Source organism: Neobacillus sp. NPDC058068 (assembly GCF_042885335.1).
Lineage (GTDB): Bacteria > Bacillota > Bacilli > Bacillales > Cytobacillaceae > Neobacillus.
The window spans coordinates 21,792-48,024 of the sequence record NZ_JBHVSI010000010.1; the positions used below are offsets into that span (position 1 = coordinate 21,792).

Here is a 26,233-nt window from a genome sequence, read left to right on the forward strand (position 1 = left end):
TTATTTTTCAGCAACTCTCCAAAGATCCTCTATGTCAGATAATATTAATTGAAGCATCATTTCGTATAACTTTTCGCCTTTCTCTGCGGTTGCACTACCTGCATCACCTAAATATCCATCTTTGAATAACACAGTCCCCATTTTTTCAAATTTGATTTTCGGATTTAACTTCGATTCGTGATTTCCAACAAGGCTTGGGTCCGCAAGCTTTTCATCAATAGCAAGGATTAAAGATGTTTCGTCCTCGCCACCATGACCCGGTCCTTTCGTAATCTCTAAAATTTGTTCCCGATAATCGACCCACCAGTTAATCGTTAAGACATTCATTCCTAAATCAGCAAGTTTTTCGACAACAGTATTCAAACTGGCAATATTTCCACCGTGGCCGTTAAAGAGAATTATATTTTTAAGACCATTTCTATGAAACTCTTTACCGATCTCATACACATAAGCGGAAAACGCTTCAGCGGAGATATCGATGGTTCCGTCAAAAGGCGCTAATCCCCAAGAATGTCCATAAGGAACCTCTGGAGCTATCAAGACTTTCTCGCCAATCAATAAATCTAGACGACGAACAAATTCTCTTGGGATCCATACATCTGTCCCTAACGAACAGTGCGGTCCATGCGTTTCCATCATTCCAATCGGCAAAAGAACCGTAGTCACTGTTTTTTTAAATTCTGTAAATTGTTTCGCGGTTAGGTTCATCATATACATCGCGAGTTCACCTCTTTAGATTATTTTTCTGTTTAGTAAATTTTCGTGACTTCTAAAAACCTAATGGATATGCTTCAAAATAATTTCTGCTAATAAAGCTGCTCTGTAAGGAAGATTCGATAAAAAAACATGTTCGTCCTCTGAATGAGCCCCATCTCCCCGTGGTCCAAGCCCGTCGATCGTTGGTATCCCAAGTCCGGCAGTAAAATTGCCATCACTAGCTCCGCCTGAAGATCCTTCGCCAAGGTCGTAACCATGTGAGTAGGCAATTTCTTTCAACTGATTGTATAACTCGATGACCGAATCCGTTCTTTCCAATGGATACCGTTCGATTTCGCCGGTTACTTCTACCTTTGTCCCCTCGACAAAAACGGGGCGGTTTCTAATTTGCTGTGCCAGCTTTTCGGCCTGGTTCTTCTTGGTAATCCGCACATCAATCTCGGCCATCGCTTCTTTTGCAATTACGTTCGATCTCGTTCCGCCATTAATAACACCGACATTGACGGATATACCCTCCTCCCTATTGGCAAGCTTTTTTAAATCGATGATTTGATAGGCTAATTCTTCAATGGCACTCGCACCATCCCACGCATTTATGCCGGCGTGAGCAGAAACACCTGTTACCTTAAGGACAAATTTCCCTGCGCCCTTTCGCTCTGTTTTAACGGCGGCATGAGGACTGATACTGGATTCAGGTACAAACACAACCGAACTTTTCCTCGCTTCCTCAAGAATGATTTCTTTCGAGTGTTCACTTCCGATTTCTTCATCTGTCGTGACGAGAAAGACAACTTTTCGTTTACCTTGGACGCCTTTTTCGCGTAACGCTTTCAGAGCCCAAAGTGTGATCGTCAAACCGCCTTTCATATCAAACACACCCGGCCCATAGAGAATATCTCCATCTTGCTTGATTGGGATGTCTCCCTTGTCCCAAACCGTATCCATATGCCCGATGATTAATATTTGTTCCGTTTCATCCCCTTTTCCATATGTAAATTTATACTGATTCCCTACTTCTTTTTTCATAATTATTTCTACTGAACCGCCAACCAGGGATTCAAATTCTGCTTTTAACACTTCCCCACATTGGTCCACGAGTTCTTTCGTATGAGAAGGTGATTCTGCGCTAGTTAACCTCAACAATGATTCTTTGATGGATTCTTGATTCTCTTTTAAGAAATCTAGTATAGTTGACAACTATCCTCTTCCTTTCATTGTTATTTAATTCCCTATTGCTAACAGTGGATCTTTCACATTAATGGCCAAGGACGTGACTAAAAACAAAACAACACCATTCGTTCCCGCATAGTATTTTTTGATGGATTCACCGAATTCGTCAGTAATTTCCCCCATTAATTCTCCTTTCGTTACACTTTGACCGATTGCTACATTTGGATACCATAATCCTGTATAATCGGCAAATGACCAATCAAAAGTACTTAATAGTTTTGCAGGTGTTTGCTTGACCGCACCATCCAATGCACCGATGGAACGCAGTGCATTTCTTACGCCCTCTTGTAAAAGCTGCGAGTTTTCTTTGTCTAAAATTCCTTGTTGACCGGCTTCGGCAATAATGGCCACTTTTCCCTGCAATGCAGCTGAGCTGTATGTCGAGCCACCCACTTGCCCCGTGGAACCGACAACATATTCAATTCCAAATAATGAAGCTAACCGCCTGGAATCCTCTGTTACTTCAGCAACCTCGCTAACATGATAAATCGTAAAAGGAACTAAGGCTTCGATCATGTCGCCGCCATGTAAATCAATGATATAATCGGCCTCTTTTATCGCTGTTTCATTAAGGCAGTACGCCAGTTTTTCCGCGGCAGTTCCGTCTACTTTTCCAGGAAAGCATCGATTTAAATTTTTATTGTCCTCTGGATGAACATATATGCTTCGCGCATAAAAGGATCTTGGGTTTGCAATCGGGATGACAGCGATTTTCCCTTTTACTTCTAGTGGCAATAGGGTTTTACCAATTTCGAGTGCGGCATCGATTGATGTATACTCACAGCCATGGATTCCCCCTAGTATGAGCACTGTAGTTCCTTCTACTTCTCCATTAATTAAAAAAACAGGCAATTTTTCTTCAATTAGAGGAAATTGTAAATGTCCCTTCACTTTTTCTCCATGGCCAACAAAAAGGTTGCCAAAATTCCACATGTTCATTTCCCCCTTTCACATAAAAGACAAAGCGACCGTATCCAAGAATCACAATCGCTTTGCATCAAACAGATTATTCTTTTGTTATCTTTTGGAATGGCACATACCAAGTGTTCATCGGATTAATTTCATATCCTTTTACCCATGTTCTTACTGGTACTTGGACTTTACGCTGTGAAGGGAAAATATATGGAACTTCCTCGGCCATGATGCTTTGAACCTCTTTGTAGATTTCTTCACGTCTGCCTTCATCAACCGTTTGTCTGCCTTCTTCTAATAATTGATCGACTTTCTTATTGTCATAGAATGCTAGGTTAAATCCAGGTCCTTTACTTGAAGAGTGAGCAAAATACCAAAGATTGTAATCTGGATCCGCATAATCTGGTGTCCATCCGCCAAGTGCTAATTGGTGCTTGCCACCCGTAACTAAATCCAGATATGTTGGCCATGCCAATGGTTTAATTTCAAGATCGATACCAATTTTTTTGAAATCACTTTGTAACATTACCGCGATGTTTTTGCGAACTTCGTTATTTTCTGAAATGGCAATTTCTAATTTAAAGCCTTTTTCTTGACCAGCTTCTTTTAGAAGTTCTTTTGCTTTTTCTAGATCAAAATCGTAGGTTTTCACCGCGTCATTGTAGCCAAACATGCCTTTTGGAATAATCCCGCCGATCCGTTCCCCTGCACCTAATAATACATCGTTAATAATCGAATTATAATTTACGGCATGGGCAATCGCTTGACGCACCTTTACATTATCTAATGGTTTTTTCTCCACATTCATCGAAAGATCATCAATTGCGTATCCTGGAGATTTAAGAATCTCAATGCCTTCCGCGCTTTCCATTTGTTTTAATACATCCGGAGAAAGCATCGTATCATCAAGTAAATCAAGCTCACCTTTTTCAAGCATTAATCGTCCTGTGGCTGGCTCATTTACAATTTGAATATTGACTGTTTTTAATTTAGGAACTTCACCCCAGTAATCGTTGTTTGCTTTCAAAACGAGCTTTTGACCGCGAGCCCAGGAATCTAACACGAAAGGTCCTGAGCCCATTTCTTTGTCCGCTAGGTAAGCTTCGCCGTTATCTTTTCCCTCGTGTTCAGCAAGTTTAGGATTGACGATATTTCCAAACACGGTTCCAAGCGTTTTCATGAATGGGGCAAACGGTTTTAGTAATTTAATTTTGATCGTGTGCTCATCAACAATTTCAAAGCTATTTTCATCAATAACTCCCTTAAATTGTCCAGCAGCTGATTTACCTATTTTTAAGGCACGTGTATAAGAATACTTAACTGCCTCAGCGGTTACTGGCGTCCCATCATGAAACTTCGCATTTTTATTTAAATAGAACGTATAGGTTACCCCATCTTCAGGTAAATCCCATTTTTCAGCCAACTGCGGTTTGATTTCAGTGTCTGTTCCATCGTAGGTAACAAGACGATCATAAAGCATATAGGTTACACGAAACGAAGTATTGGACGATGTGCCGTGAGGGTCTAGGTGTGGAATATCTTGGTTAGTAGCATAATTAAAGACGTCTGGATTTCCTGAACCTGCTTTCTCTGTTTGCTTTGGCGGGTTATCCTTTCCATCCGTTGGTGTTTTTGTTGTCTCCTGGTTATACTTATTACATCCAGTCAACGCCAACAGAACCGTCAAAGCTAAAACAAGTATTTTTACAGCAAAATTGTTTTTCCGCATTCGTTTTCCCCCTTAAATAGTTAGCGTTAGAATTGTGGAACTAAATTTTTAAAAGTGCAATCACCCCCTTTCAATTCTGAACACTCAGCGGTTTTTCGGATCTAATAAGTCTCGTAATCCGTCACCTAAAAGATTAAAACCAAGAACTGTCACTAGGATAGCTAAACCAGGAAACGTAGCAGCCCACCAGGCATCACGCAAAATTTCTCTGCTGGATGAAAGCATCGCTCCCCACTCTGGTGAAGGCGGCTGAGCCCCTAAACCAATAAAGCTCAAACCCGCGGCTGCGAGAATAACAAACCCGAGATCAAGGGATGCTTGAATGCTAGCCGGCGCAATCGAGTTGGGGATAATCTCCTTGAACAAGACCCTAATTGGATTTGCGCCAATCACTCGTGCCGATTCGACAAACTCCGCATTCTTAATTGATAGAACCGAGGACCGGACAATCCTTGTATACCAAGGCCACCAGGTGATGGCGAGCGCAAGCAAAACATTTTCAATGGAAGGTCCAAGTGCCGCAGCAATTGACATAGCAAGAATGATTCCTGGAAACGATAGAAAAATATCTGTAATCCTCATGATTACTTGATCCACCACTCCACCGACAAAACCAGCTATAGCACCAAGTACGGTGCCAACCGGAAAGGCAATCATTACCACAAGCAAACCAATTTTCAAAGAAATTCTTGTGCCGTAAATAATCCGGCTGAAAATGTCCCTTCCTACCTCATCAGTTCCAAACCAATGCTCTGAACTTGGAGGCAGCAATTTCTGTCCCAAATTCACTTCCAATGGATCCTTTGGGGAAATCAAGGGGGCAAAAATGGTAAGAACAATGATCATTAATACGATGAAAAGTCCAATCAACGTTAATGGACTGGAGAATAAACGTCTAGTCATGTACTCAGCCCCCTTCTAATCATAATTTAGTCTCGGATCGATGACTTGATAGAGAATATCAATAATCAAATTGACTGTAATAAATAGAATCGCAATCAGCATTGTAACAGCCATCACGGCAGGAAAATCTAAATAGGTAATCGCATTTACCGCATATTTCCCTAAACCAGGCCAGGAAAAGACAGATTCAACAAGGACACTCCCTCCAAGGGAATGGCCAAAGGTCATTCCCAGCAGCGTCAAAATTGGCATCATTCCATTTCGCAATGCATGCCCGTAAAGTACCCTCGTATCTGTCCCTCCTTTTGCATAGGCAGTTCTAACATAATCGCTTTTTAAAACTTCAAGCATACTAGATCTCGTCATCCTTGTAATCATCCCAATCGTTACGGCTGCTTGAGTAATACCAGGAAGAATAAGATGAATGATAGCTGATTGGAAAACCGTCCAATTTCCCGAAAGTAAAGCATCGAGAGTATACATACCGGTAATCGTTACTGGAGGCGACAGCCCCGTGTCCAATCGTCCAGATCCTGGAAGAATCCCGAGTTGGAGATAAAAAAAGAGGAGAAGTAAAATTCCGAGCCAAAACGCAGGCATGGCAACGCCCGTCAACGCCATGACGCGTGTAAACTGATCTGCTAGTTTATCTTTTTTATTCGCACTAATTACGCCAAATGGTATCCCTATTAAAATAGTGATGAACATCGAGAATAAAGTTAATTCAAGTGTGGCAGGAAAATAGGCCTTGATATCCTCGATTACTGGCTGGTGGCTAAAGTTACTAAATCCAAAGTCACCATGTAAAAGGTTGTTCATATATGTTCCATATTGAACGAATACTGGTTTATTCAACCCCATTGTTTCACGAAGCTCTTCAATCACCTTTGCATCGGCGTGAGGTCCTGCAGCTAATCTTGCCGGATCGCCGGGAATTGTATTTGAGATAAAGAAAGTCAAGACAGTAATGCCAAAAAGAATCGGAATCATTAGTAAAAGTCTCTTTATTATGTAACGGAGCGCATCCAATCCTACTCCCCTCCTTCTTTTGTTATGAAATAATGAGCCGCGGCTTTTCCAATTGGACTGGCTGAACATGGATACAAGCCGCCCAATGGCCCATTTCCTTTTCCCTCAGTTCAGGAACCTCAGTTTTACATTCGGCTGTTGCTACTGGACATCTTGTATGGAAAGGGCATCCACTCGGTGGATTCACCGGGCTTGGGAGATCACCTTGTAAGATGATCCTTTCTCGTTTCTTTGTTGGATCTGGGAGAGGCACAGCTGTCAATAAAGCCTTTGTATAAGGGTGCAACGGATTCCTATATAAATCTTCGACATTAGCAATCTCCACAATTTTTCCTAAATACATCACGGCAACACGATCGGAAATATGTTGCACAACTGAAAGATCATGGGAAATGAACATATAGCTTAAATTAAATTCCTTTTGCAGATCGACCATTAAATTTAGCACCTGCGATTGGACAGACACATCCAGTGCGGAAACAGGTTCATCGGCAATAATCAGTTTTGGGTTTAACGTTAGCGAGCGGGCAATACCAATTCTTTGCCTTTGCCCGCCCGAAAATTCATGGGGGTAACGATCTAACTGCTCTTTCCGTATCCCGATTTTATCGATTAACGCTTCGATGATTTTCATACGTTCTGCCTTGTTTTTCATTCCATGGACAATCAATGGAGTCTCTAAGATACTGCAAATTTTACTCCTTGGATTTAAGGAAGCATAAGGATCCTGGAAGACTAACTGCATATCTTTACGGACAGATTTCATTTCACGTCTTGGCAGATGGGTAATGCTTTTCCCTTCAAAAATGATTTCCCCTGAAGTCGGTTTTAAAAGTTGGAGAATCGAGCGCCCAAGACTGGATTTTCCGCAGCCAGATTCTCCGACAATCCCCAATGTTTCACCGTGTTCAATGTGGAAGCTAACGCCGTCAACAGCTTTTACCGTTTTCTTTTCACCCAAAAATCCTTTTTTAATGGTGAAGTGTTGTTTCAAATCCTTTACTTCGAGAAGTGACATCCTCTTCCACCTCCTTCTTATACAACCAGCATGCAGTTAAATGATCTTCTCCAACAGCTTGCATTGGCGGAATTTCCAGTTTACAAATATCCATTTTCTTACTGCACCGGTCGTAAAATCGGCATCCTGACGGCATTTGATCGGGTGATGGAACCATCCCAGAAATGGAACCTAGTTTTTCCTTTCTTCGCCCTAGTTTAGGAATTGATTCAAGCAATCCTTTTGTATAGGGGTGCTTAGGATTTAGGAATAACTCCTTTACATTTGCATGTTCCACCACTTTTCCGGCATACATAACAATTACCTTGTCACAAACCTCAGCAACAACACCAAGATCATGCGTAATCATAATGATCCCCATATCATTTATTTGTTTAAGATGGTTCATCAAATCGAGGATTTGCGCTTGAACAGTTACGTCTAAAGCCGTTGTTGGCTCATCGCAAATTAACAACTTTGGATGACAAGCCATGGCAATCGCAATCATGATTCTTTGTCTCATCCCGCCCGATAATTGATGAGGGTATTCATTCACAAGGTCTTCAGCTCTTGGTAAGCCGACTTCCTTTAACAGTTGAATGACTCTTCGCTTTCGCTCGGTCTTGTTACTATCCGTATGAAGGATTAGCGCCTCTTCGATTTGCCTGCCAACTGTATGAAGCGGGTTTAAAGAGGTAAGCGGATCCTGAAAGATCATCGACATTTGATTTCCGCGAACTTTCTCCAGCCGCCGTTTAGAAAATTCGGTCACATTCTCATCGTCCAAGAGAATCGATCCTTCTAGCTTTGCCTTATCAGGAAGAAGTCTCATGATCGATAAAGCTGTTAAACTTTTTCCACAACCAGACTCGCCGACAATTCCTACTGTTTCTCCTTTTTCAACTTGGAAAGAAATATCATCTAAAATTTTTGTATATTTTCCTTCTCTTTTTAAGGATAGAGCTACGTTTTTTACTTGAAGCAGCATAGGTAAAACACCTCCTCCTAATGTCAAAAAACATTCATATTTTTCAAGTCTTTAAGGGTGTGGAGATAATGATCGGAGAATGCCTTTTTTACTTTCTCTAAATCTTTTGATTTTAGGACATCTAAAAGATGTTTATGGATTTCGACCACGAGCTTTGTCCTTTCAGGAACTACGCTTGCTACAGTAAGGAACATTGCTCCAACCTGAGTATCTAACTGCTGGTGCATATGGATTAACCGTTGATGCTTTGAAGCGAGCACAATCGTATGATGGAAAGAAATATCGCATTTTGCCTCACGTTCCAAATCTTCCTCTTGATAGGCCGTTTTAAATTCCCCCAATAATTCTTCTAATCTCAAAAAGTCTTTGGCAGTTAAGTTTGGAGCGGCCAATTCAGCTGCTTTTCCTTCAAGCAAGGCTCGCATTGTATAGATTTCATAAGCATCCTGATCAGATAATGTCGTTACATATGTGCCCTTATTTGTTTCATGATTAATCAGTCCTTCATTCTGAAGCATTCTTAACGCTTCACGAATGGGTCCTCGCGAAATGTTTAGCTTTTCTGCAAGTTGAACCTGATTTACCTTCTCACCAGGTTTTAGCGTCCCATTCATAATCATTTTCCTAATTAAACCTGCCACGTGATCTGAAAGATTTTGATAGTTTATTAACATACTGTTTCACCAGATTCATATTTTTCTTTTAGTTTAGATAAATTTTTCCAATCCATTTGTGCAGCCCCTGATTCAATATCTTTGATAAGGGAAATAAGTAATCGAGTTACTGGCATTTGAATCTGGTGCTTTGCACCAATTTCAATAATGGGGACTAATTGAAAATCGATTTCTGTCTTGCGCTTTCGCACTGCTAAATCCCGCCAGATTCCACTTTTCGCCTTTTTATTGGATGCCATCCGCTTAGCGAGTTTTTCTAATTGTGCGTTCAAAACTAGTTCATCTCTAGTTTCTCTCGGATAGATATAGGTTGGTTCCCAATCATCAAAACCTACAGGCTGGATTCCTTCCTTCGCTGCAACCTCTAGTATTTCTGTACATAGTTCCATAAGCATTGGACGAAACTCTTGTTTTCTCACAACCTCTGCCATTGTTTCATCAACTAATGCCGTTGCAAATAATAGCCCTGCATAGGATAGTTTCCCCCATAAATAGCCCCAAATATTGTTTGTTACCTCAACTGGCCCCCAACATGTTAGAATTTCCTGTAAATCCAGCAGCCTTTTCGTTATTGTTCCGTCTAACTCGCCTAAATAGATGGAGGCAACCCCTCCATAAAGAATCCTCCCAGGAGATAAATAATCTGCGGAAAAATTAACAAAGCAGCCAATTGTTCTTTCATCCCCGATTATCTTGGATATCACATGTTCACAAAGTCCGTTTTGGAATGATATTATTTTTGAATTTTCCGACAATATAGGCAATACTGATCTAATGGCTTCTTCCGTGTGCTGAGCTTTCACACATAAAAAAACTGTATCTAACATTTTTCCCCTTTTGATTAATTCGTTGGGTGTGTACGCCGAACATTTCACTGTAAAGGTTTGATCCGGTCCTTCAATGGTTAGACCCTCGGCATTCATTTTATTTACATGTTCTTCAGCAATATCACAAAAAGTAACTGGTTTCCCATCCTTTACAAGGTAAGCCCCTAGGACACCTCCGATTGCACCTGCTCCAATAATGGTAATATCCATGATCGAGCCCCCTTAAAATAATTGTTGCCCTCCATCTACTGAAATCGTTTGACCACTAATATAGCTAGCAAAATCTGAGGCAAAAAATAACACAGGGTTTGCTATGTCTACCGGTTCTCCAAGTCGTTTCACAGAAATAGATTCAATCAAACCCTCTTGTTGTGATTTAGTCATTCTTTCCCACTGTTTACGAGTAGATGGATTGGAAAGGACAAATCCTGGTGCAATATTATTAACCGTGATTCCGAAAGGACCTAATTCCTGAGCCATTTGACGAGTAAATCCAATTTGACCAGCTTTGGCGCTCGCATATGCTTGAATACCTGTTAAACTAGTACTTCGACCGGCTCCGCTAGAAATATTGATAATCCGTCCATACTTTTGCTTCTTCATATATGGGGCGACAGCTTTTGTTGTAAAAAAAGCCCCATCAAGATTTACATTAAATATTTTTCGCCATTCATCTTCCTGAACATCTTCAATTGGTTGATTCACCTGTCCACAAACCCCGCCTGCGTTATTCACCAGGATATCAATTTTCTTATATTTATCAATTATGTATTGAATGAGATCCATCACTTGACTTTCCTTCGTTATATCACACGGAAAAATATCAAATTGATTTTGAGTTTCAGAATCCTTAAAACGATCATTTATATCATTTCTAACCTGTTCAAGTTCCTCAGCTAAAATATCCGTCCCTATTACATTCGCGCCTTGACCTACAAATGCACAACAGATCGCTGCACCTATCCCATGAGCAGCACCGGTAACTATGACTGTTTTTCCTGAGAATAACGTAAAGTGTAAACTGTTAACACTTTCAAACATAGCCAACTCACCTCTTTTTTTTTATAATAACCCAATGCTTTTCAGAATGTCAAAGAATTTTTAGAATATTTTTAATAATTTAAAAAAGAGAGACTTTAAGTGGATTAAATTTTATTAATAAAAAACCTGTCCCTCCGCAGGCTAACTCTTTAACCAACATAGGGGCAGGCACCAAATTTCCCGTTAATACAAATCAGAAGTTTTAAGAGGTCAACGTAAAAAAAGAAAAGAACCCAGACAAAGATTCTTCTCATTTGATTCCTATTCTGTTTCATTTGGCAGTACTTCCGTGGAAAACTCCCATGTCATGCCGTTATCTTTCGATAGAAACTTTCCTTTTACTTTTCCGCCCCGATAATCACCGCTTGGTCCTTGATTAATAAGGACGGCTAAATGGTCTTCTTCTTTAAAGGGCAGTTCGGCGGTAACGAAAACTTTATTATATTGTTCGGGAATCGGAATCGATGCTCTTACCCAAGAATTCCCACCATCTTGGGTCACAGATAGGTCAGGTTCTTCAGGATTGATAAATCCAGAGGATAAGAAACCTGTTTGTTCATCCACAAAGCCACCGTTTTTTATTAACCTAGTCACGTTCGTTGGATTCGTTTCCTTCCACGACTTGCCGCCATCATGGGTGACATAGACATTGGACATTTCCTGTGACACTGTCCGATCCCCGGTAAGAATGACATAACCAAAATTTTCATTCAAAAAATCTACTTTTCGAAACCGGAGCGATGGATATTGTTCGGCGACAACAGCGTCCTGCCAATGGTCACCTTGGTCAAGCGAATACGTTAAAATAATTTTTTTAGCGATCCAGTCAGGGCCATCTGAATATAAAAATGCGAACCGATTTGTTGAAAGGATATAGCTATTTTCGATAAGCTCTTGTTTATTGCCGCTGTACTCGCCTTCAAATAGTTTATCTTTTACAATTGGAACGGTCCTCCAGGTTTTGCCTTTATCGAAGGAAATCTTGAGTTAGTCATTTTGAAAGGAGTAATCAATGGTGCCGTCAGTGTAGCGGGTTTGTTCCTTTCGATTATCTTGTATATCCGTTCTTTGATTTTCATGATGTTGTCTCGGTTCAAATGAAGATTGAAAATAAATTAAGACGATGATTAAGAGTGCCAACATTAAACTGCTAATCCCAAGTAGGATATTTTTCACTATACAATCCACCTCACGAAAAAATTGGTGCCAGCCTGCTAATTCTTTTCTCAATCATTCTATAATGACTATACCTAGAAAGTCTATGTATATTATCGAAATCGTTTCAGTGCCTGACACCAACTGGGATTTAGTACCAACCCCCCCTAATCCTTAATGACTAATCCCATAAGTGTCGCAAATTGAATTGCTTGATAAGATGAGACCTTGCAGCCCTTTAAATCCTCTATTGCCACGGTCATTGTATCAAATGTGGAAGTGCTAATATCAATTCCTTTTAATGACGTTTGGTCAAAGTTTGCGCCATCGAGATTACAATGTAGAAATTCAACATTTTTTAATTTACAGTCAAATAAATCGGTACTTTTTAATAACGTTTCCTGAAATTTTACTTTTTCCAGCTTTGAATTTGCAAAAGTCGTCAAGTTTAAGACGGAATTGTCAAACTGAATATTTCCAAATCGTGATTCGGTAAAATCCACACCTACTAATTTACTATTTTTAAATACCACTCTGTGAATAGAAGACTTGCTTAAATTGGCATTGGAAAAATCGCAGTTTTCAAACCGCACATCCGTTATATCAATATTTTTAAAATCAGTATTGTTGAACCGACAATTCTTAATGACCATATTCGATAAACGAACTCTGCCAACAGCTTCATTTTCAAAAACGGAGTCAATAACCTGACACATTTCTAATTCCCGATCTTCTTCATAAAAAATATCTTGGAAATTCCTTGTCGGTAATTCAGCTGAAATTTTAGGGGAGTCAATTTTCATATTTATGCCTCTTTCATCGAAGATTAGTGGTTATGTATTTTTTTAAAATAGCTTATTATTTATACATGACAAAATCTATATTACCTTAAGGGAAGAATATGAGCCAGCACTTCACATACTCAATACTTGAATATTAATACCATGTAGAAAAGAGAGTGATCTATATGCAGCCTTTCAAACTATCAAAAAACGAATCCACGGATAAGAGTTACCGTAACATGAGGATTGGTTACTTTCTAGCCATTGTGATCACCATTTTCTTAGGCCTAGCCTCCAGAAAATACAGCCCTCTCCTTCCGGAATTTGTAGCGCAAAACGCCGGGGATGCACTCTGGGCAATGATGGTCTATTTTGGATTCCGTTTCTTATTGGTTGGTAAGAGCCTGCCCACAGCCATTTGGCTCAGCCTTATATTCAGCTTCGGCATTGAATTCAGCCAGCTCTATCAGGCAGACTGGATTAATCAGATTCGGGGGACAGTGCTTGGTGCGCTGGTCTTGGGCAAAGGTTTTCTTACTGCGGATCTAATTCGATATTCTGCAGGGATTATTGTCGGCACTGTCTTGGATAGGATCGCACTAATGTTTACTCAACGCAGATAACGTTGGTTATCGTTTCAAAAGTCAATTTCCGGGGCGAACAAAAACATAATGATAGAAAAATTACCTCAATATGAAAAAACGGCTTTAAAAATCACTTTTGAAGCCGAAGTATAGTAGTAAATTGGTCTAAATCTACCTATAGTTAAATATTTTATTGGTAAGGTTACAAATTAGCATTTTTTTGTAACAGATACTTTATGGAGTAGGTGAGGCTAAATGTTTGCTGTTCATTTTTTAGAAAAGAAAAATGTTTTATTAACACAGTTGCTTAAACGGGTACCAGTTGTTGGGGAAGATTTAAAAATTAAAGGTCGTAAAGCAAAAGTTTCAAATGTTATTCAAATAGATGAAAAAAATATTCATGTACAAGTGGTCTTAGAAACCGTTAAAAATAAAGTGGTTGTTGATAATTCAAAAAAGAAAAAGAAATAGCCATCGATGAGTAATAATTTTTTGGAATTAATTTTACCAAAATAGGGAGACTAGTGAAAAACGGAGATTTTGGTATGGAGAAGAAAATCGCTATAATATCAGACATTCATGGCAATCAATCTGCTTTAAAAGCTGTACTTGAAGATGTCAGCCAAGAAAGTAAAATGGACCACATCTATTGTTTAGGGGATTTAGTAGGAATTGGCTATGAAACAAACGAAGTGCTTGATTTGCTTTTTTCTCGTGGCGATATTTCTTTTGTAATGGGAAATCATGATGAAGCAATCCTAGATATCATCGAAGGCAGAGAACCATACAGTCAGAAAAGGGAAAAGGAGCACCACGAGTGGATTGCCTCCCAATTAGACCGGAAATTCCTGCCATGGTTAATTTCTATTCCAACAACCATTGAAGCTGAATTTAATGGAAAAAAATTATTGTTTGTCCACTATCATTTAGATGAACTCGGTGATTTTTTAGCAGTTGATTATGAACCCACCATTAAAAAATTGGACTTCCTTTACCGAGATTCATCTGCTGATATCGTCTGTTTTGGCCATCATCATGTAATCCATCATTATAAAACGAAGAAACGGCTCTATCTTAATCCCTGCTCGCTGGGATGTTATCCGAAGCCGTTCGCCTCTTATGCTATTTTGTCGATCGGCGAACATGGTGAAATCGGCGTAACATTTAAAGAAGTCCCTTATGATAATAAAGAATTTTTATTGGGATATAGCAGGCTTAAAGTTCCGGATTCCGAGTATATTTTGAAGATGTTTCATGGAAATCAGCATCTTCAATACCTGTGATTACCTTAGCTCGCATGTTCACTTCAGCTGCCAATGGCGGCTGTTTTTTTGATGTGCAAAAAGAGACAGAAACCTGTCTCTTTTTCATCTCATTATTCATGAAAATTCGTGCCGTCTGTTGTTGCTTTGACAATCTCTGTGCGGATGACAAAGTCACCGAAGTGCTCACCTTCCCGGCGTTCTTTGGCAAAGCGGGAAAGAAGTATCTGAAGCTCACTCAGAATTTCAGGTTCGCCAATGTTTTCGCGGTACATTTTATTCAAGCGGCTCCCGTTGTGAGCTGCGCCAAGATACATGTTATATTTGCCGACCGTTTTGCCAATAAAGGCAATTTCCGCGAGCCCAGGACGGGCACAGCCATTTGGACATCCGGTCATCCGAATCGTAATTTCTTCGTCACGCAGACCATTTTCATCGACAACCTCCTCAATTTTATCGATAAGTTCTGGTAAGTAGCGTTCTGATTCTGCCATGGCCAAGCCGCACGTTGGAAGAGCGACGCACGCCATCGAGCTCCGTCTTAATGCGGAGTGATGTTTGCCGTCGGACAAGCCGTATTTTTCCATTAATTCATTTATTTTTTTCTTTTTCTGACTTGATACATTCGCAATGATTAGATTCTGATTCGCTGTCAACCGGAAGTCTCCCGAATGGATTTTTGCAAGTTCATGTAAGCCTGTTTTGAGCTTGTAATTCGCAAAATCTGCGACGCGACCATTTTCGATAAACAGCGTATAATGCCATTTCCCTTGCATTCCTTTTATCCAACCGTAGCGATCGCCATTGTGATTGAACTGATAGGGTTTTGCCTCTTCCAAGCTCCAGCCAATTCGTTTTTCCAATTCAGCTTTAACCGATTCGAGTCCGAGGCGGTCTACTGTGTACTTGAAGCGGGCATTTTTCCGGACCGAACGGTTCCCGTAATCACGCTGAATCGTAATTATTTGTTCAGCCAGCTCCACCACTTTGTCTGGGGGGCAGAAGCCAATGATCTTTGCTACCTGTGGGTATGTCGCCTTATCACCGTGTGACATCCCCATCCCGCCGCCTATGGCCACGTTAAAACCGCTTAGTTTACCATCCTCAACAATCGCAATGAGACCAAGATCCTGTGAAAAAACATCGATATCATTCGAGGGCGGGACAGCAATTCCGATTTTAAACTTCCGCGGCAAATAGCGTGCTCCGTACATGGGTTCTTCCTCTATTTCTGGAGTCCCAGCCACTTTTTCCTCATCGAGCCAAATTTCATGATATGCCCTTGAGCGCGGTAATAAGTAAACACTCAACTTTTTCGCCCATTCATACACTTCAGCATGGATTTCAGATTGATCAGGATTCGGGTTACACATCACATTCCGATTTACATCGCCGCACGCTGCAAGTGTGGTCAAAAGGGACTGATGAATCTCCTGAATCGTTTCTTTCATGTTCCACTTTAAAATGCCATGCATTTGAAACGACTGCCGTGTCGTCAGCTTTATCGTTCCGTTCGCATTCTTTTCTGCAAGTTCATCTAATACAAGCCATTGTTCAGGTGTAACCACACCACCCGGAGCACGGACACGGAGCATAAACTGATACGCAGGTTCGAGTTTTTGCTTTTGACGCTCATTGCGGAGATCACGGTCATCCTGCAAATAGCTGCCATGATGTTTCATTAGGCGGTTATCATCTTCTGGTATTCCGGCGCTGATGGGGTCCTGCATTACTTCCACCAAAGTGCCTCTAAGGTAGTTGCTTTCTTCTTTTATACGCTCAACATCGCTTGGTTCTCCCACTGGCGCTGTTAACATTTGCTTCACCATGTTGAAAAAACTCCCTTCACTCCAAATTCAATATAGCGTTTTACACTACCATTTACTATGAAAAATTATTCAAAGGTCCATCCCTGCCAATAAAGGCGGTGCGAGCAGAGCAGAACTTCTCCTATTCGAAGTGAAAATTGGAAAAAACCACTCAAATTGGTTAAAATGATTTGTTTTTGCGGCGCTCCGCCCCTTTTCCACACAATCAATAAACATCACGCTGATACCGTCTGGTTTGTTGCATCTTGGCCAAATATTCTTCTGCTTTTTCACGGTTCATACCGCCTTCTTTTTCGATAATCGTGAGGAGCGTTTGATGGACATCGTGGGCCATGTGTTTCTCATCGCCGCAAATGTATACCACTGCTCCTTCTTGAAGCCACTCGAAAAATTCTTTACTGTTTTCCAGGATACGGTGCTGCACATATACCTTTTGATTGGTGTCACGTGAAAAGGCAACGTCCATTTTCGTCAGTGTGCCGTTCTTCAGCCATTTTTGCCATTCGGTCTGGTAAAGGAAATCGGTGACGAAGTGCTGGTTTCCGAAGAACAGCCATGATTTCCCTTGGGGGGACCCGGTTTCTTCACGCTCCTGCATAAAGGAGCGGAACGGCGCTGCACCTGTGCCTGGTCCTACCATGATGATCGGTGTTTCCGGGTTCTTCGGCAGCTTAAAGTTTTCGTTATGTTGAATATAAACTGGCAATGTGTCTCCTGGCTTGAGTCGCTCAGCAGCCAAAATCGAACAGACGCCATTTCGTTCACGCCCGTGTGCATCATAGCGGACTGCTCCAATTGTTATATGGACTTCATCCCGATTGGCTGCTAAACTGCTCGCAATCGAATACAGCCGGGCCGGTATTTTTCGAAGAATGCTTATAAACTCTTGAGCCGAACAAATCCAAGGGGTAAAATCCCGAACTAAATCTAATAAATCGCGGCCTTCAAGGTACGCCTTTAACGGTTGTTCATTACCCGGTGTGGTCAACTCTTTTAGTTCCTTACTCGCTGAAAGTTGTGCAGCCTTCACTAGCAGTGGTTTTGTGAGAATCGTAATTTCATAGTGGGAAAGTAAGGCTGTTCTAAGCGGCCGAACATCTCCCGCTTTAATCGTCACAAGCTCCTCTGGATTCCATTTCATTTCCTCAATAAGCAGGTCGACTAGTGCATGATCGTTTTCCGGGTAGATGCCAAGGCTGTCTCCCGGTTCGAAGGTTAGGCCTGAACCTTCAAGAGATATCTCAAGATGACGTGTTTCCTTATTCGAGCCGCGGCCGTTCAAATTGATATTTTCAAGTACCTCTGCTCGAAAAGGATTGGATCTGTCGTATGCCGATTCTACTCCTTTAGGCGCTGTTGATTTCGACGGAGTTGGACTTTCGCCCTTTGCATCCCCTAAGCTACCAAGGACTCCTTCCAGCCAATCTGCCGCCGGTTCATCATAATCGACATCGCAGTCAAAGCGCGGGTAAAGCCGGGTACCGCCGAGTTCTTCGAGGCGCTGGTCGAACTCTTTTCCCGTTTGACAGAAAAACTCGTACGAACTGTCGCCTAGCGCTAAGACGGAAAAATGAAGGTCTTCAAGCTTCGGTGCCCGTTTGCTATGAAGAAATTCATGAAATGTGAGCGCACTATCTGGCGGGTCACCTTCTCCGTGGGTGCTGACGATTATCAGAAGGTTTTGGACTTTTTTTAGTTTATTTGGTTTAAAATCGCTCATGGATGTAAGGTTTACTTGAAAACCGTTCCCCTCAAGCGTTTTGGCAGCCTTCTTCGCCAGTCCCTGGGCATTGCCTGTCTGTGATCCGTAAAGAATGGTTATTTCTTTTGGGAGTGTTTGTTCTTTTGCCAGTTGTTGTGTCATTTGTGCATCTGATGTTTTCAGTGCGGAATTCATTTGAGATGCAGCGAGAAAACCGCTGAGCCAAAATTTCTGAGATTCTGTCAATGTTGGCAGAATGCGATTTAGGAGCTCTGCCTGCTCCTGACTAAACGGACTGTTCAATACCTGAAGTTGCAATATAACCACCTCGTTCTGGAATAAAAGGTTTTTATGGATATCGGCGGAGTGCCGCAAAATTTTTTTTGATAGTTGAAGGCATAGTGCCCGTTGTCACGTTTTTTTCCGAGTGACGGGCACTATAAACCTCTCTTAATGCCCGATGACACGCTTTTTTCCGGGTGACGGGCACTATGAACCTTTCTTAGTGCCTGAGAACACGCTTTTTTCCGGGTGACGGGCACTATGAACCTCTTATAGTGCCCGATGACACGCTTTTGCCCGGTTAACGGGCACTATGAATCTCTCTTAGTGCCCGAGAACACGCTTTTTTCCGGTCGGCGGGCACTATGAACCTCTCTTAATGCCCGTGGGCACGCTTTTTTCCGGTTGACGGGCACTATGAACAGTATCTTCATTTAGCTACACAAGGTTTATTACATATTGCCCGTTCAATCACGATATCTTCAAATATCTGATGCCCGCTCAATGGGCCAGTGTCGAGAATCTTAAACCCCTGTTTTTGCCGTTTAAGTATCTCTCTGTTTATTTCGCCAATAAGCAGGCCTGAAAATAATAAGTAAGGGACGACAATGATTTTGCCGTCATTTTTTTTACAAATATTCTGTAAAGCTTCCTGGAGCCTTGGTTCGGCTGCGGCCAAATAGCAAACCGATACGTGATTTATTCCGAGCCGATCCCTGATACCTTCCGCAATAACGGCAAAGTTACCGTGTATTCCAGGATCACTGCTTCCCCTTCCAACAATCAATAACCCGTCCTGCGGCTCCAAGGCACCTGCAGCATCATTGACAAGTTCAGCTGCTGCATCAAGAATTTTCTCCTGGACCCCAAAAGGATCCTTAACCTGAACCTCAATATCAGGATATCTTAGCTGCAATAAAGACAGGGCCTGCGGGATATCTGTTTTGATGTGGCCCGCAGCCAACAGAAACAACGGAACAACAATGATTTCAGTTGCCCCTTTATCCACACAGCGCTTGAAGCCTTCCTCAATCGACGGATCAGTCAGCTCAAGGAAACAGATTTCTTGAATGGAAAGATCGATTCGACCAATTACTCTTTCGATAAAGGCCCTCGCTTCTTCTGCTCCTTTTTTAGAGCGTGTGCCGTGGCCAATAAATAAAATGGCTTTCATCCTAACCGCCCCCACTAACTTTATCCATGAACGACCGGCAAATTGGGAACAATTTCTTCATGAAACCAATTTAATTTTTTGTGTAGACGAACAACCTCGCCAATGACAATCATGCTTGGATTCGAAATTCCTTCTTGTTTCACCCGTTCTTCAATTGTCTCGAGCGTGCCTGTCACGGTTCGCTGGTCGCTTAATGTCCCCCACTGAACAAGGGCGATTAGCGTTTGCGGTGGTTTACCATGCCGGATTAATTGCTTTATTATCGTTGAAAGCTGAGAAACCCCCATATAGACACAAATGGTATCGACTCCGTTTGCCAGATGGTACCACTGGTGCTCCGCCGCGACATCGCCTGCCTGGTGCCCAGTAATAAACGCAAAACTTTTGCTTAAGGTACGATGGGTAACCGGAATTCCCGCATAAGCAGAAGCCGCAATCCCGGCCGTGATGCCCGGAATTATTTCGAACGGCACATCATGCTTGACACATTCCTCCGCTTCTTCCCCGCCGCGGCCGAAAACAAATGGGTCTCCTCCTTTTAAGCGGACAACCTGATACCCTTTTTTCGCATATTTGACCAAAAAGGAATTGATCGTCTCCTGCTTCATAGTGTGATAATGGGGGAGCTTGCCGCAATACACCAGCTGTGCCTCTTTTTTTGCATGCTGCAGCAGTTCGGGATTGACGAGCCGATCATAGAGAATGACATCGGCTTGTTCGAGGCACCGCAGTCCTTTAACGGTAATTAAATCTGGATCTCCTGGTCCCGCACCAACTAAATAAACCTTGCCAGCCATGGCTTCCCATCCTTTCCCAACTAAATGATGTTTTTTTCCTGAAGGTATTGAAAAATTTGTCCTACTGCATCCTTAACTGTCAAAAGATCGGAACGGACGGTAATTTCCGGGCGTTCCGGCGCCTCATACGGCGAATCTATCCCAGTAAAATCCTTTATTTCGCCACGGCGGGCCTTTGCGTATAGCTGTTTTGGATCTCGGCGTTCACATTCTTCCAACGGACACTCGACGTAGACCTCGATAAATTCTTCTTTTTCAAAAAGGGCACGGACCTGGTCACGATCGGAACGAAAAGGCGAAATGAATGCCGTTGTCACGACGGTGCCGCAATCGACAAATAGTTTGGCCACTTCGCCAATCCTCCTGATATTCTCAGTCCGGTCATTGTCCGAAAAGCCAAGATCTCGGTTAAGGCCATGACGGATATTATCGCCATCAAGGACATATTCATTAATTCCCCGGCGATGCAATTCACCTGAAACGGCGTTGGCTATTGTTGATTTTCCCGAGCCCGAGAGACCTGTGAACCAGAGAACACAGCTTCCATGGCGATTTTGAATTCGGCGGTCTGACTTCGTTATTGCCGCGGCATGCCATGTGATATTTGTTGATTTTGACATGGTTATTTCCCCTCCTTACACCGTCTGCTGTTCTTTCAATCCTTCAATCAGCACTTCGACGACTTCTTTCCGGCTGAAGGTGGACGGCGGCAGCTTCCCTGCGCGCAGCAATTCTCTAACTTTTGTTCCGGATAGGATGACACGATCATGATAGCTATGGGGGCAGGTTTTATCAGACGCCATCCCCTCGCATTTATTGCAATAAAAGCTGTGTTCAAAGAAAAGCGGCTTAATGCCAAGTTCCCCTTCAGGAAATTCGCTGAAAATAAGCTGGGCATCATACGTTCCATAGTAATTCCCGACGCCGGCATGGTCGCGGCCGACGATGAAATGAGTGCAGCCAAAATTCTTACGGGCTATCGCATGAAAAATCGCTTCCCTTGGTCCTGCGTAACGCATGGCAGCAGGATAAACACCAAGCTGTACCCGTTCTGCAGGGTAGTAATTTTCCAGCAGGACCCGATAGCTCTTCAAGCGGACATCAGCCGGGATGTCGTCAGACTTTGTTTCGCCGACAAGCGGGTTGACGAATAGCCCATCAACCGTTTCCAGTGCTGCTTTTTGAATGTATTCATGTGCACGATGAATCGGATTTCTCGTCTGGAAGCCAACTACTGTCTTCCAGCCCTTTTCTTCAAACAATGCCCGGGTTTCCTTCGGCTCAAGCCACACATCGGCGAAAACCCCTTTTTCAGGTTTTTTTACGAGTGTGATTTCACCAGCCACGTAGACTGGACCTCTTTCATAAAGCCGCTTGACTCCCGGGTGGGCAAGTTCGTGTGTCTTATATACCTCAAGTGCTTCTTTGTCTAGGTCAGGTTCATACCATTCCGCTACTTTAATCACGCCATAAACCTCTTTTTGAAAAATAAGCTTGATCTCTTCCCCGACTGTGAGGGAAGCTGCTGTTTCAGCGGATACTGGCAGCGTTACAGGAATCGACCAAATCGTTTGATCCGCTAAACGCATGTGGTCGACAACCGATTCGTAATCTGCTTTGCCAAGAAACCCGGTCAGCGGACTGAACAGCCCCACGCCGATTAACTCCAGGTCACTCAAAGCAATCGCGTCAATCTCAAGTTCTTTTTCAATTTGGGCTACATCATAGTTTGGATTAAAGGCTTGAACCAGCGTTCCTCCATGTGGTTTTGGTAAAAATGACATTTAAATCAAATCCTTCCTTTGCTAAATTTAACTGTTTACCAGTATCGATGTGCGGCTTAGTGTCGGATATCGGATGTTTACTGGCGGATAACCGCCCGTTTCTGGCGACTACCCGCTCGTTACTGGTGACTTACCGCCATTTACTGGCGACTACCGCTCGTTACTGGCGACAACCTGCCCATTACTGGCGACTTACCGCCGTTCACTGGCGGCTACCCACTTCCACCACCCAAAACCGGCTATTCTTTTGCAGCTTGTTGCTGCACCGCTACCGCGGGTTTCTGCCGCTTCATCAACGACGACACGCCGAACACTGAGATCAGGACCCCAACCATGGCAATGATTGGGTAAAAATTATGTTCGATGATCAATTGGATGAGAGTGTATGACAGCACCATCGATAGGACGGGTGAAACAATCCAAACGGTCAGGAGCTGAACAACAATGTCTTTTTTCAATACTGCTTTGCCATGCTTGGCGAAACCCATTCCGATGATGGAAGAGGTTGTGATTTGGGTAAGTGGGACAGGTATCCCGAATACCGAGGCAACGGTTACAATGGTTGCACCTGTTCCCGAGATGACACAGCCCTCTTCGAGCCGAAGCGTCGTTATTTTTTTTCCATTCGTTTCTAGGACGCGCTGACCCAGCAGCAGTGCACCCGCTGCGACAAACAACCCACCCCAGAAAATACCACTTCCAACAGCAAGAATGTTGGCACCCACAAGCGGGCCGACAGCATTGGCTACATTGTTCATCCCGGCTGAAAAGGCTTCGAACAAGCCCATAAATACAACCAGCACAGTCAGAAATGGAACAGCTTTCCGAGCCTTCATCCAGCCTTTAAGCCTTCTATTTTCCAACAAATACGAAGCACCAATGGCGATGAAAAACGCTGTAAAAGGTGTAAGCAGCCAAAACAACATAATCCAGACAAGCTTACCGACAAACACAGATTGGTAAACAATCCCGGCACCAACGACAGATCCAACTGCCACTTCACTGGTAGAAAGTGGAATACCAAAAATATTGGCCAAAAACAATGATAATGCCGCTGATGCTAATACGATTAAGGCTACAGGCACGGTAAATGTACTAGATGGGACAATCCCGCTGCCAATCGTTTTGACTACTTCACCGCCGCCAAGCCAAGCACCAAGGAACACGGCGATACTGCACAGCAGTAAGGCCAGCCGTTTTTTCACGACACCGGCTCCATAGGCGATTCCCATCGAAGCCGCCGCACCACTGGCACCAATATTTATTGCAAAAAATAACCCAATTGTTATCGCAATAATTGTAAGCAAAGCTTTAGCCCTCCCTATTTGCTGTGTAAGCCACACTCCGTTTTGCCGCTTCCAACCCAGCGTCCCGCACGTGAGTCCCCATCAGCTGCAGCCCGTTGGGTACAAGGAAAACAGCCAATGCTTGGATATTGATGGTCATGCAGGGTGTTGTACGGGAGCTCGTGTCCCCTGATGTAGCTCCAAACCTCATCCCATGTCCAGTGAATCAAAGGACAGATTTTGATGTTCCTGAATTTTTCATCTTTATTAAGAAATTCAGTGCTCGCTCTTGACGGTGACTGTTCCCTGCGAAGCCCCGAGATCCACGCTTGTTTTCCCGTTAATGCTTCCCTTAACGGAATAACCTTGCGAATCATGCAGCACTGGTTAGGGTCACCCTTCCATAACGCCGAACCATATTGTTCCGCTTGTTCATCGAGACTTAACTTCGGTTGTTTTCGCTCTATCCTTAACGACGGGAATCGAGCTTCAATCTTGTCTATGACCTCATATGTTTCTGGGAAATGCAGTCCCGTATCTAAAAAAACAATCCGGGCATCCGCTTTAATTTGCTGGATGAGGTCAATCAAAACAATCGCTTCAGCCCCGAAACTGGACGCATACACAATTTCCTCGGATTGGTAAGCCCGGTAAGCCCACTCCAGCACAGAAAGGGCCCCCTTGGTTTTATCCTCAATTGGGAAAGTATCAGATATTTGCTGCCAGTTTTGATACGTTATTACTTCAGTCATGACTTAATGCCTCCTTTATCACTAAAACTAAATTGAGTTTCATCTATCGAAAAACGAATCAGTTATTCCTGTCTGAAAAATATTCGCTCCGTCCGAAATTCCACAAAAAAAGGCAGTCTTCCACTTTGATAAAGTGAAGACCGCCTCTAGTTTGTCTAGTCAGCGATGCTTATTCGGTTTAAGACGAACCTTTTCATTTTTCTCTATTTGGACAATTTTTCCATCCTGAACAACTAAGGTGATCGAGCCATATTTTAAGGTCTCCATCATTTTCTCAATATGTGCGATCAGTTCTTCCTTTTCATCTGCCTTCAGTTTGATCCGTCTCCTTTCAAAAAAAAACGTCTTCCCCATCAAGGAAAGGCGTTAGAACTACCACAGTTAACACCTTATCTCCCAAAATGAAGGTCATTTTGCTGGAATTGGCACCTTGCTTTGCAGGTTGCCGGGCTTCATTGGACCAGTTCCTCAGCCACTCTAGATAAGAATTGAATGATTAATGAAATTAATCCTACCATGCCAATGGGTTTAATGTAAATAGGAAAACTAAATATTTTAAAAATTCTTTTTAATGGACTCAGTCTCCCGGTCAATTAACCTGTTAATTTGTTGGGGGACTGGCTCTGTTTATCAAATTCATAAAAACGGGCTACTTGGTTTATGGAATTCAAAAAACCCCGTATCTTATAAAAGTAGAATCGGGGAATATAATATATGGAAATAGGTATATTTGTGGATTATTTTTGGAGAGACTTAGTTGTTTTTTAACTTGTAAATTTCCCTGGAGTGTTCAGAAATTTTTCGATCATAAAATTCAAGGTCAAATTTTGTCGCCATAGAACTTTTGATTTCTTTGACATCTTCTACGACAGTGTCCACCTTCGTTTCAAGGGCATCTATTCTTTGGTTTGTTTCAGAAATCTTAACATTCGTGGCAGCTACGGTATTAATTACTTGATTTACTTTTTGGTCCAGACTATCAAGCTTGTCCAATATCAACTTGAGTGTTTTTTCCATCTATTTTCACCTCCTTCGTTTATTGCTTATAGTATAGCAGATTTATGTAGATATTTGTCGATGGATTTCAAATTATTTGGATAAAAATGGGAGTGCGTGATACATTCTTCAAGAAGGACGGGACTAACAAATTAGAAATCTATTTTCCTTAACTATAAAACTGGTACCTCTCCCCCACTCCACTGCAGAGAAGAGGCACCGTTTATCTGCTGCCCCTTTTCAATTGATAAAGCCGCCTCTTTATTTCCTTTTCCATCTTTAGAAAAAAACTTTCTAAACTCTTTTTCGCCCCTGCCGCTAAAATGCGCTCTCCTGCCAAAGAAAGTGCACCCATTACCTGAGCATCAGCACTAAAGGTTAATTTGGTCGTACCCTGGGATTCTTCCATCAAGATATCAATTGTAGTATCAATCTCGCCAAGATTCCCTTTCCCTTTCACGATCAAGCGATAGTAAGAAGGTGATTTTTCTATATTCCGCCAGATTTCAAATATAAAAACATCTTCAATCGGGCCGATGTTAATCTCGAGCTCGGCTTGGTAAAATCCTTTTGCCTTTTCTATGAATGATTTACAACCCGGCAGCGAGTTCCGAAGGATGTTTTCATCCTTTAATTCCCTCCATACAATGCCCTTTGGTAATCCGAAGGTATATCCGTATTCGATTTTCAAGTGTTTCCCCCCAATTAACAACTCTGAATTACCCCATTCTCCATTCGTTTATTTTTATTCAAATCGGGGGAAAGTTGTTAAAAAATGGAGTTCTGCACGCCCGCTTAATA

General features: G+C 42.3%; 28 protein-coding genes and 1 riboswitch. Of the genes, 3 read left to right on the forward strand and 25 right to left on the reverse strand.

Annotation, left to right across the window (positions count from 1 at the left end):
* The 14 genes from ACFVSW_RS12920 to ACFVSW_RS12985 form a co-directional block, all read right to left on the reverse strand.
* Entirely contained in the window at nucleotides 1-717 is a 717-nt protein-coding gene (locus ACFVSW_RS12920) for a creatininase family protein (RefSeq protein WP_387316507.1), read from the reverse strand.
* Nucleotides 718-777: 60 nt separating this feature from the next.
* Nucleotides 778-1,914, reverse strand: coding sequence for a M20 family metallopeptidase (locus tag ACFVSW_RS12925; protein ID WP_387316508.1), 1,137 nt, complete (start codon nucleotides 1,912-1,914; stop codon nucleotides 778-780).
* Between the two features lie 24 nt (nucleotides 1,915-1,938).
* Complete coding sequence (locus tag ACFVSW_RS12930) at nucleotides 1,939-2,880, reverse strand: M14 family metallopeptidase (protein ID WP_387316509.1); 942 nt, start codon at nucleotides 2,878-2,880, stop codon at nucleotides 1,939-1,941.
* Between the two features lie 73 nt (nucleotides 2,881-2,953).
* The gene (locus ACFVSW_RS12935; protein WP_387316512.1) at nucleotides 2,954-4,588 is read right to left on the reverse strand and encodes an ABC transporter substrate-binding protein; all 1,635 of its coding nucleotides are present in this window, start codon (nucleotides 4,586-4,588) and stop codon (nucleotides 2,954-2,956) included.
* An 84-nt stretch (nucleotides 4,589-4,672) separates the two neighbouring features.
* Nucleotides 4,673-5,491 carry a nickel transporter permease gene (gene nikC, locus ACFVSW_RS12940; protein ID WP_387316515.1) on the reverse strand — a complete coding sequence of 273 codons (819 nt, stop codon included), beginning with the start codon at nucleotides 5,489-5,491 and terminating at the stop codon, nucleotides 4,673-4,675.
* Nucleotides 5,492-5,506: 15 nt separating this feature from the next.
* Entirely contained in the window at nucleotides 5,507-6,520 is a 1,014-nt protein-coding gene (locus ACFVSW_RS12945) for an ABC transporter permease (protein WP_387316518.1), read from the reverse strand.
* Nucleotides 6,521-6,542: 22 nt separating this feature from the next.
* Nucleotides 6,543-7,538, reverse strand: a complete 996-nt coding sequence (locus ACFVSW_RS12950; RefSeq protein ID WP_387316520.1) for an ABC transporter ATP-binding protein — start codon at nucleotides 7,536-7,538, stop codon at nucleotides 6,543-6,545.
* Nucleotides 7,492-8,505, reverse strand: a complete 1,014-nt coding sequence (locus tag ACFVSW_RS12955; RefSeq protein ID WP_387316523.1) for an ABC transporter ATP-binding protein — start codon at nucleotides 8,503-8,505, stop codon at nucleotides 7,492-7,494. The genes ACFVSW_RS12950 and ACFVSW_RS12955 overlap by 47 nt, the downstream gene beginning before the upstream one ends.
* Nucleotides 8,506-8,528: 23 nt before the next feature.
* Entirely contained in the window at nucleotides 8,529-9,179 is a 651-nt protein-coding gene (locus ACFVSW_RS12960) for a GntR family transcriptional regulator (protein ID WP_387316524.1), read from the reverse strand.
* The gene (locus tag ACFVSW_RS12965; protein WP_387316527.1) at nucleotides 9,173-10,216 is read right to left on the reverse strand and encodes a ketopantoate reductase family protein; all 1,044 of its coding nucleotides are present in this window, start codon (nucleotides 10,214-10,216) and stop codon (nucleotides 9,173-9,175) included. The genes ACFVSW_RS12960 and ACFVSW_RS12965 overlap by 7 nt, the downstream gene beginning before the upstream one ends.
* A 12-nt stretch (nucleotides 10,217-10,228) precedes the next feature.
* Entirely contained in the window at nucleotides 10,229-11,047 is an 819-nt protein-coding gene (locus tag ACFVSW_RS12970) for an SDR family NAD(P)-dependent oxidoreductase (RefSeq protein WP_387316530.1), read from the reverse strand.
* Nucleotides 11,048-11,308: 261 nt separating this feature from the next.
* Complete coding sequence (locus tag ACFVSW_RS12975) at nucleotides 11,309-11,761, reverse strand: WD40/YVTN/BNR-like repeat-containing protein (RefSeq protein WP_387316533.1); 453 nt, start codon at nucleotides 11,759-11,761, stop codon at nucleotides 11,309-11,311.
* 273 nt (nucleotides 11,762-12,034) lie between these two features.
* Complete coding sequence (locus ACFVSW_RS12980) at nucleotides 12,035-12,223, reverse strand: hypothetical protein (protein WP_387316535.1); 189 nt, start codon at nucleotides 12,221-12,223, stop codon at nucleotides 12,035-12,037.
* 146 nt (nucleotides 12,224-12,369) lie between these two features.
* A complete protein-coding gene (locus ACFVSW_RS12985) occupies nucleotides 12,370-13,005 on the reverse strand; it encodes a pentapeptide repeat-containing protein (RefSeq protein ID WP_387316538.1) in 636 nt (211 codons plus the stop codon).
* Nucleotides 13,006-13,223: 218 nt separating this feature from the next.
* Here ACFVSW_RS12985 and ACFVSW_RS12990 point away from each other — a divergent pair, with 218 nt between their 5' ends.
* The 3 genes from ACFVSW_RS12990 to ACFVSW_RS13000 all read left to right on the forward strand — a co-directional run bounded on the left by ACFVSW_RS12990 (nucleotide 13,224) and on the right by ACFVSW_RS13000 (nucleotide 14,851).
* Nucleotides 13,224-13,607, forward strand: coding sequence for a ribosomal maturation YjgA family protein (locus ACFVSW_RS12990; RefSeq protein WP_387316540.1), 384 nt, complete (start codon nucleotides 13,224-13,226; stop codon nucleotides 13,605-13,607).
* 216 nt (nucleotides 13,608-13,823) lie between these two features.
* Complete coding sequence (locus ACFVSW_RS12995) at nucleotides 13,824-14,039, forward strand: hypothetical protein (protein WP_024026616.1); 216 nt, start codon at nucleotides 13,824-13,826, stop codon at nucleotides 14,037-14,039.
* A gap of 74 nt (nucleotides 14,040-14,113) precedes the next feature.
* Nucleotides 14,114-14,851 (forward strand): metallophosphoesterase family protein, encoded by a 738-nt coding sequence (locus ACFVSW_RS13000; RefSeq protein ID WP_387316543.1) that lies wholly within the window; start codon nucleotides 14,114-14,116, stop codon nucleotides 14,849-14,851.
* A gap of 92 nt (nucleotides 14,852-14,943) precedes the next feature.
* Here ACFVSW_RS13000 and cysI read toward each other — a convergent pair whose 3' ends face one another.
* The 11 genes from cysI to ACFVSW_RS13055 form a co-directional block, all read right to left on the reverse strand.
* Nucleotides 14,944-16,659, reverse strand: a complete 1,716-nt coding sequence (gene cysI / locus ACFVSW_RS13005; RefSeq protein ID WP_387316546.1) for an assimilatory sulfite reductase (NADPH) hemoprotein subunit — start codon at nucleotides 16,657-16,659, stop codon at nucleotides 14,944-14,946.
* A 205-nt stretch (nucleotides 16,660-16,864) separates the two neighbouring features.
* Nucleotides 16,865-18,679: an assimilatory sulfite reductase (NADPH) flavoprotein subunit gene (locus tag ACFVSW_RS13010; protein WP_387316549.1), complete on the reverse strand. Its 1,815-nt coding sequence runs from the start codon at nucleotides 18,677-18,679 to the stop codon at nucleotides 16,865-16,867.
* A gap of 394 nt (nucleotides 18,680-19,073) precedes the next feature.
* Entirely contained in the window at nucleotides 19,074-19,817 is a 744-nt protein-coding gene (locus tag ACFVSW_RS13015; protein WP_387316552.1) for a sirohydrochlorin chelatase, read from the reverse strand.
* A gap of 20 nt (nucleotides 19,818-19,837) precedes the next feature.
* The gene (cobA, locus tag ACFVSW_RS13020) at nucleotides 19,838-20,614 is read right to left on the reverse strand and encodes a uroporphyrinogen-III C-methyltransferase (protein ID WP_387316554.1); all 777 of its coding nucleotides are present in this window, start codon (nucleotides 20,612-20,614) and stop codon (nucleotides 19,838-19,840) included.
* A gap of 20 nt (nucleotides 20,615-20,634) precedes the next feature.
* The gene (gene cysC / locus ACFVSW_RS13025) at nucleotides 20,635-21,234 is read right to left on the reverse strand and encodes an adenylyl-sulfate kinase (protein WP_387316557.1); all 600 of its coding nucleotides are present in this window, start codon (nucleotides 21,232-21,234) and stop codon (nucleotides 20,635-20,637) included.
* 15 nt (nucleotides 21,235-21,249) lie between these two features.
* Nucleotides 21,250-22,398: a sulfate adenylyltransferase gene (gene sat, locus ACFVSW_RS13030; RefSeq protein WP_387316560.1), complete on the reverse strand. Its 1,149-nt coding sequence runs from the start codon at nucleotides 22,396-22,398 to the stop codon at nucleotides 21,250-21,252.
* A 239-nt stretch (nucleotides 22,399-22,637) separates the two neighbouring features.
* Nucleotides 22,638-23,705 carry a sulfate permease gene (locus tag ACFVSW_RS13035; RefSeq protein WP_387316563.1) on the reverse strand — a complete coding sequence of 356 codons (1,068 nt, stop codon included), beginning with the start codon at nucleotides 23,703-23,705 and terminating at the stop codon, nucleotides 22,638-22,640.
* Between the two features lie 14 nt (nucleotides 23,706-23,719).
* The gene (locus ACFVSW_RS13040) at nucleotides 23,720-24,436 is read right to left on the reverse strand and encodes a phosphoadenylyl-sulfate reductase (RefSeq protein ID WP_387316565.1); all 717 of its coding nucleotides are present in this window, start codon (nucleotides 24,434-24,436) and stop codon (nucleotides 23,720-23,722) included.
* Between the two features lie 159 nt (nucleotides 24,437-24,595).
* Nucleotides 24,596-24,751, reverse strand: a complete 156-nt coding sequence (locus ACFVSW_RS13045) for a YezD family protein (RefSeq protein ID WP_387316926.1) — start codon at nucleotides 24,749-24,751, stop codon at nucleotides 24,596-24,598.
* Between the two features lie 71 nt (nucleotides 24,752-24,822).
* A riboswitch (SAM riboswitch) is annotated at nucleotides 24,823-24,924 on the reverse strand.
* Between the two features lie 265 nt (nucleotides 24,925-25,189).
* Nucleotides 25,190-25,453 (reverse strand): hypothetical protein, encoded by a 264-nt coding sequence (locus ACFVSW_RS13050; protein WP_387316568.1) that lies wholly within the window; start codon nucleotides 25,451-25,453, stop codon nucleotides 25,190-25,192.
* A gap of 202 nt (nucleotides 25,454-25,655) precedes the next feature.
* Nucleotides 25,656-26,123: an SRPBCC family protein gene (locus ACFVSW_RS13055; protein WP_387316570.1), complete on the reverse strand. Its 468-nt coding sequence runs from the start codon at nucleotides 26,121-26,123 to the stop codon at nucleotides 25,656-25,658.
* Nucleotides 26,124-26,233 lie beyond the last annotated feature (110 nt).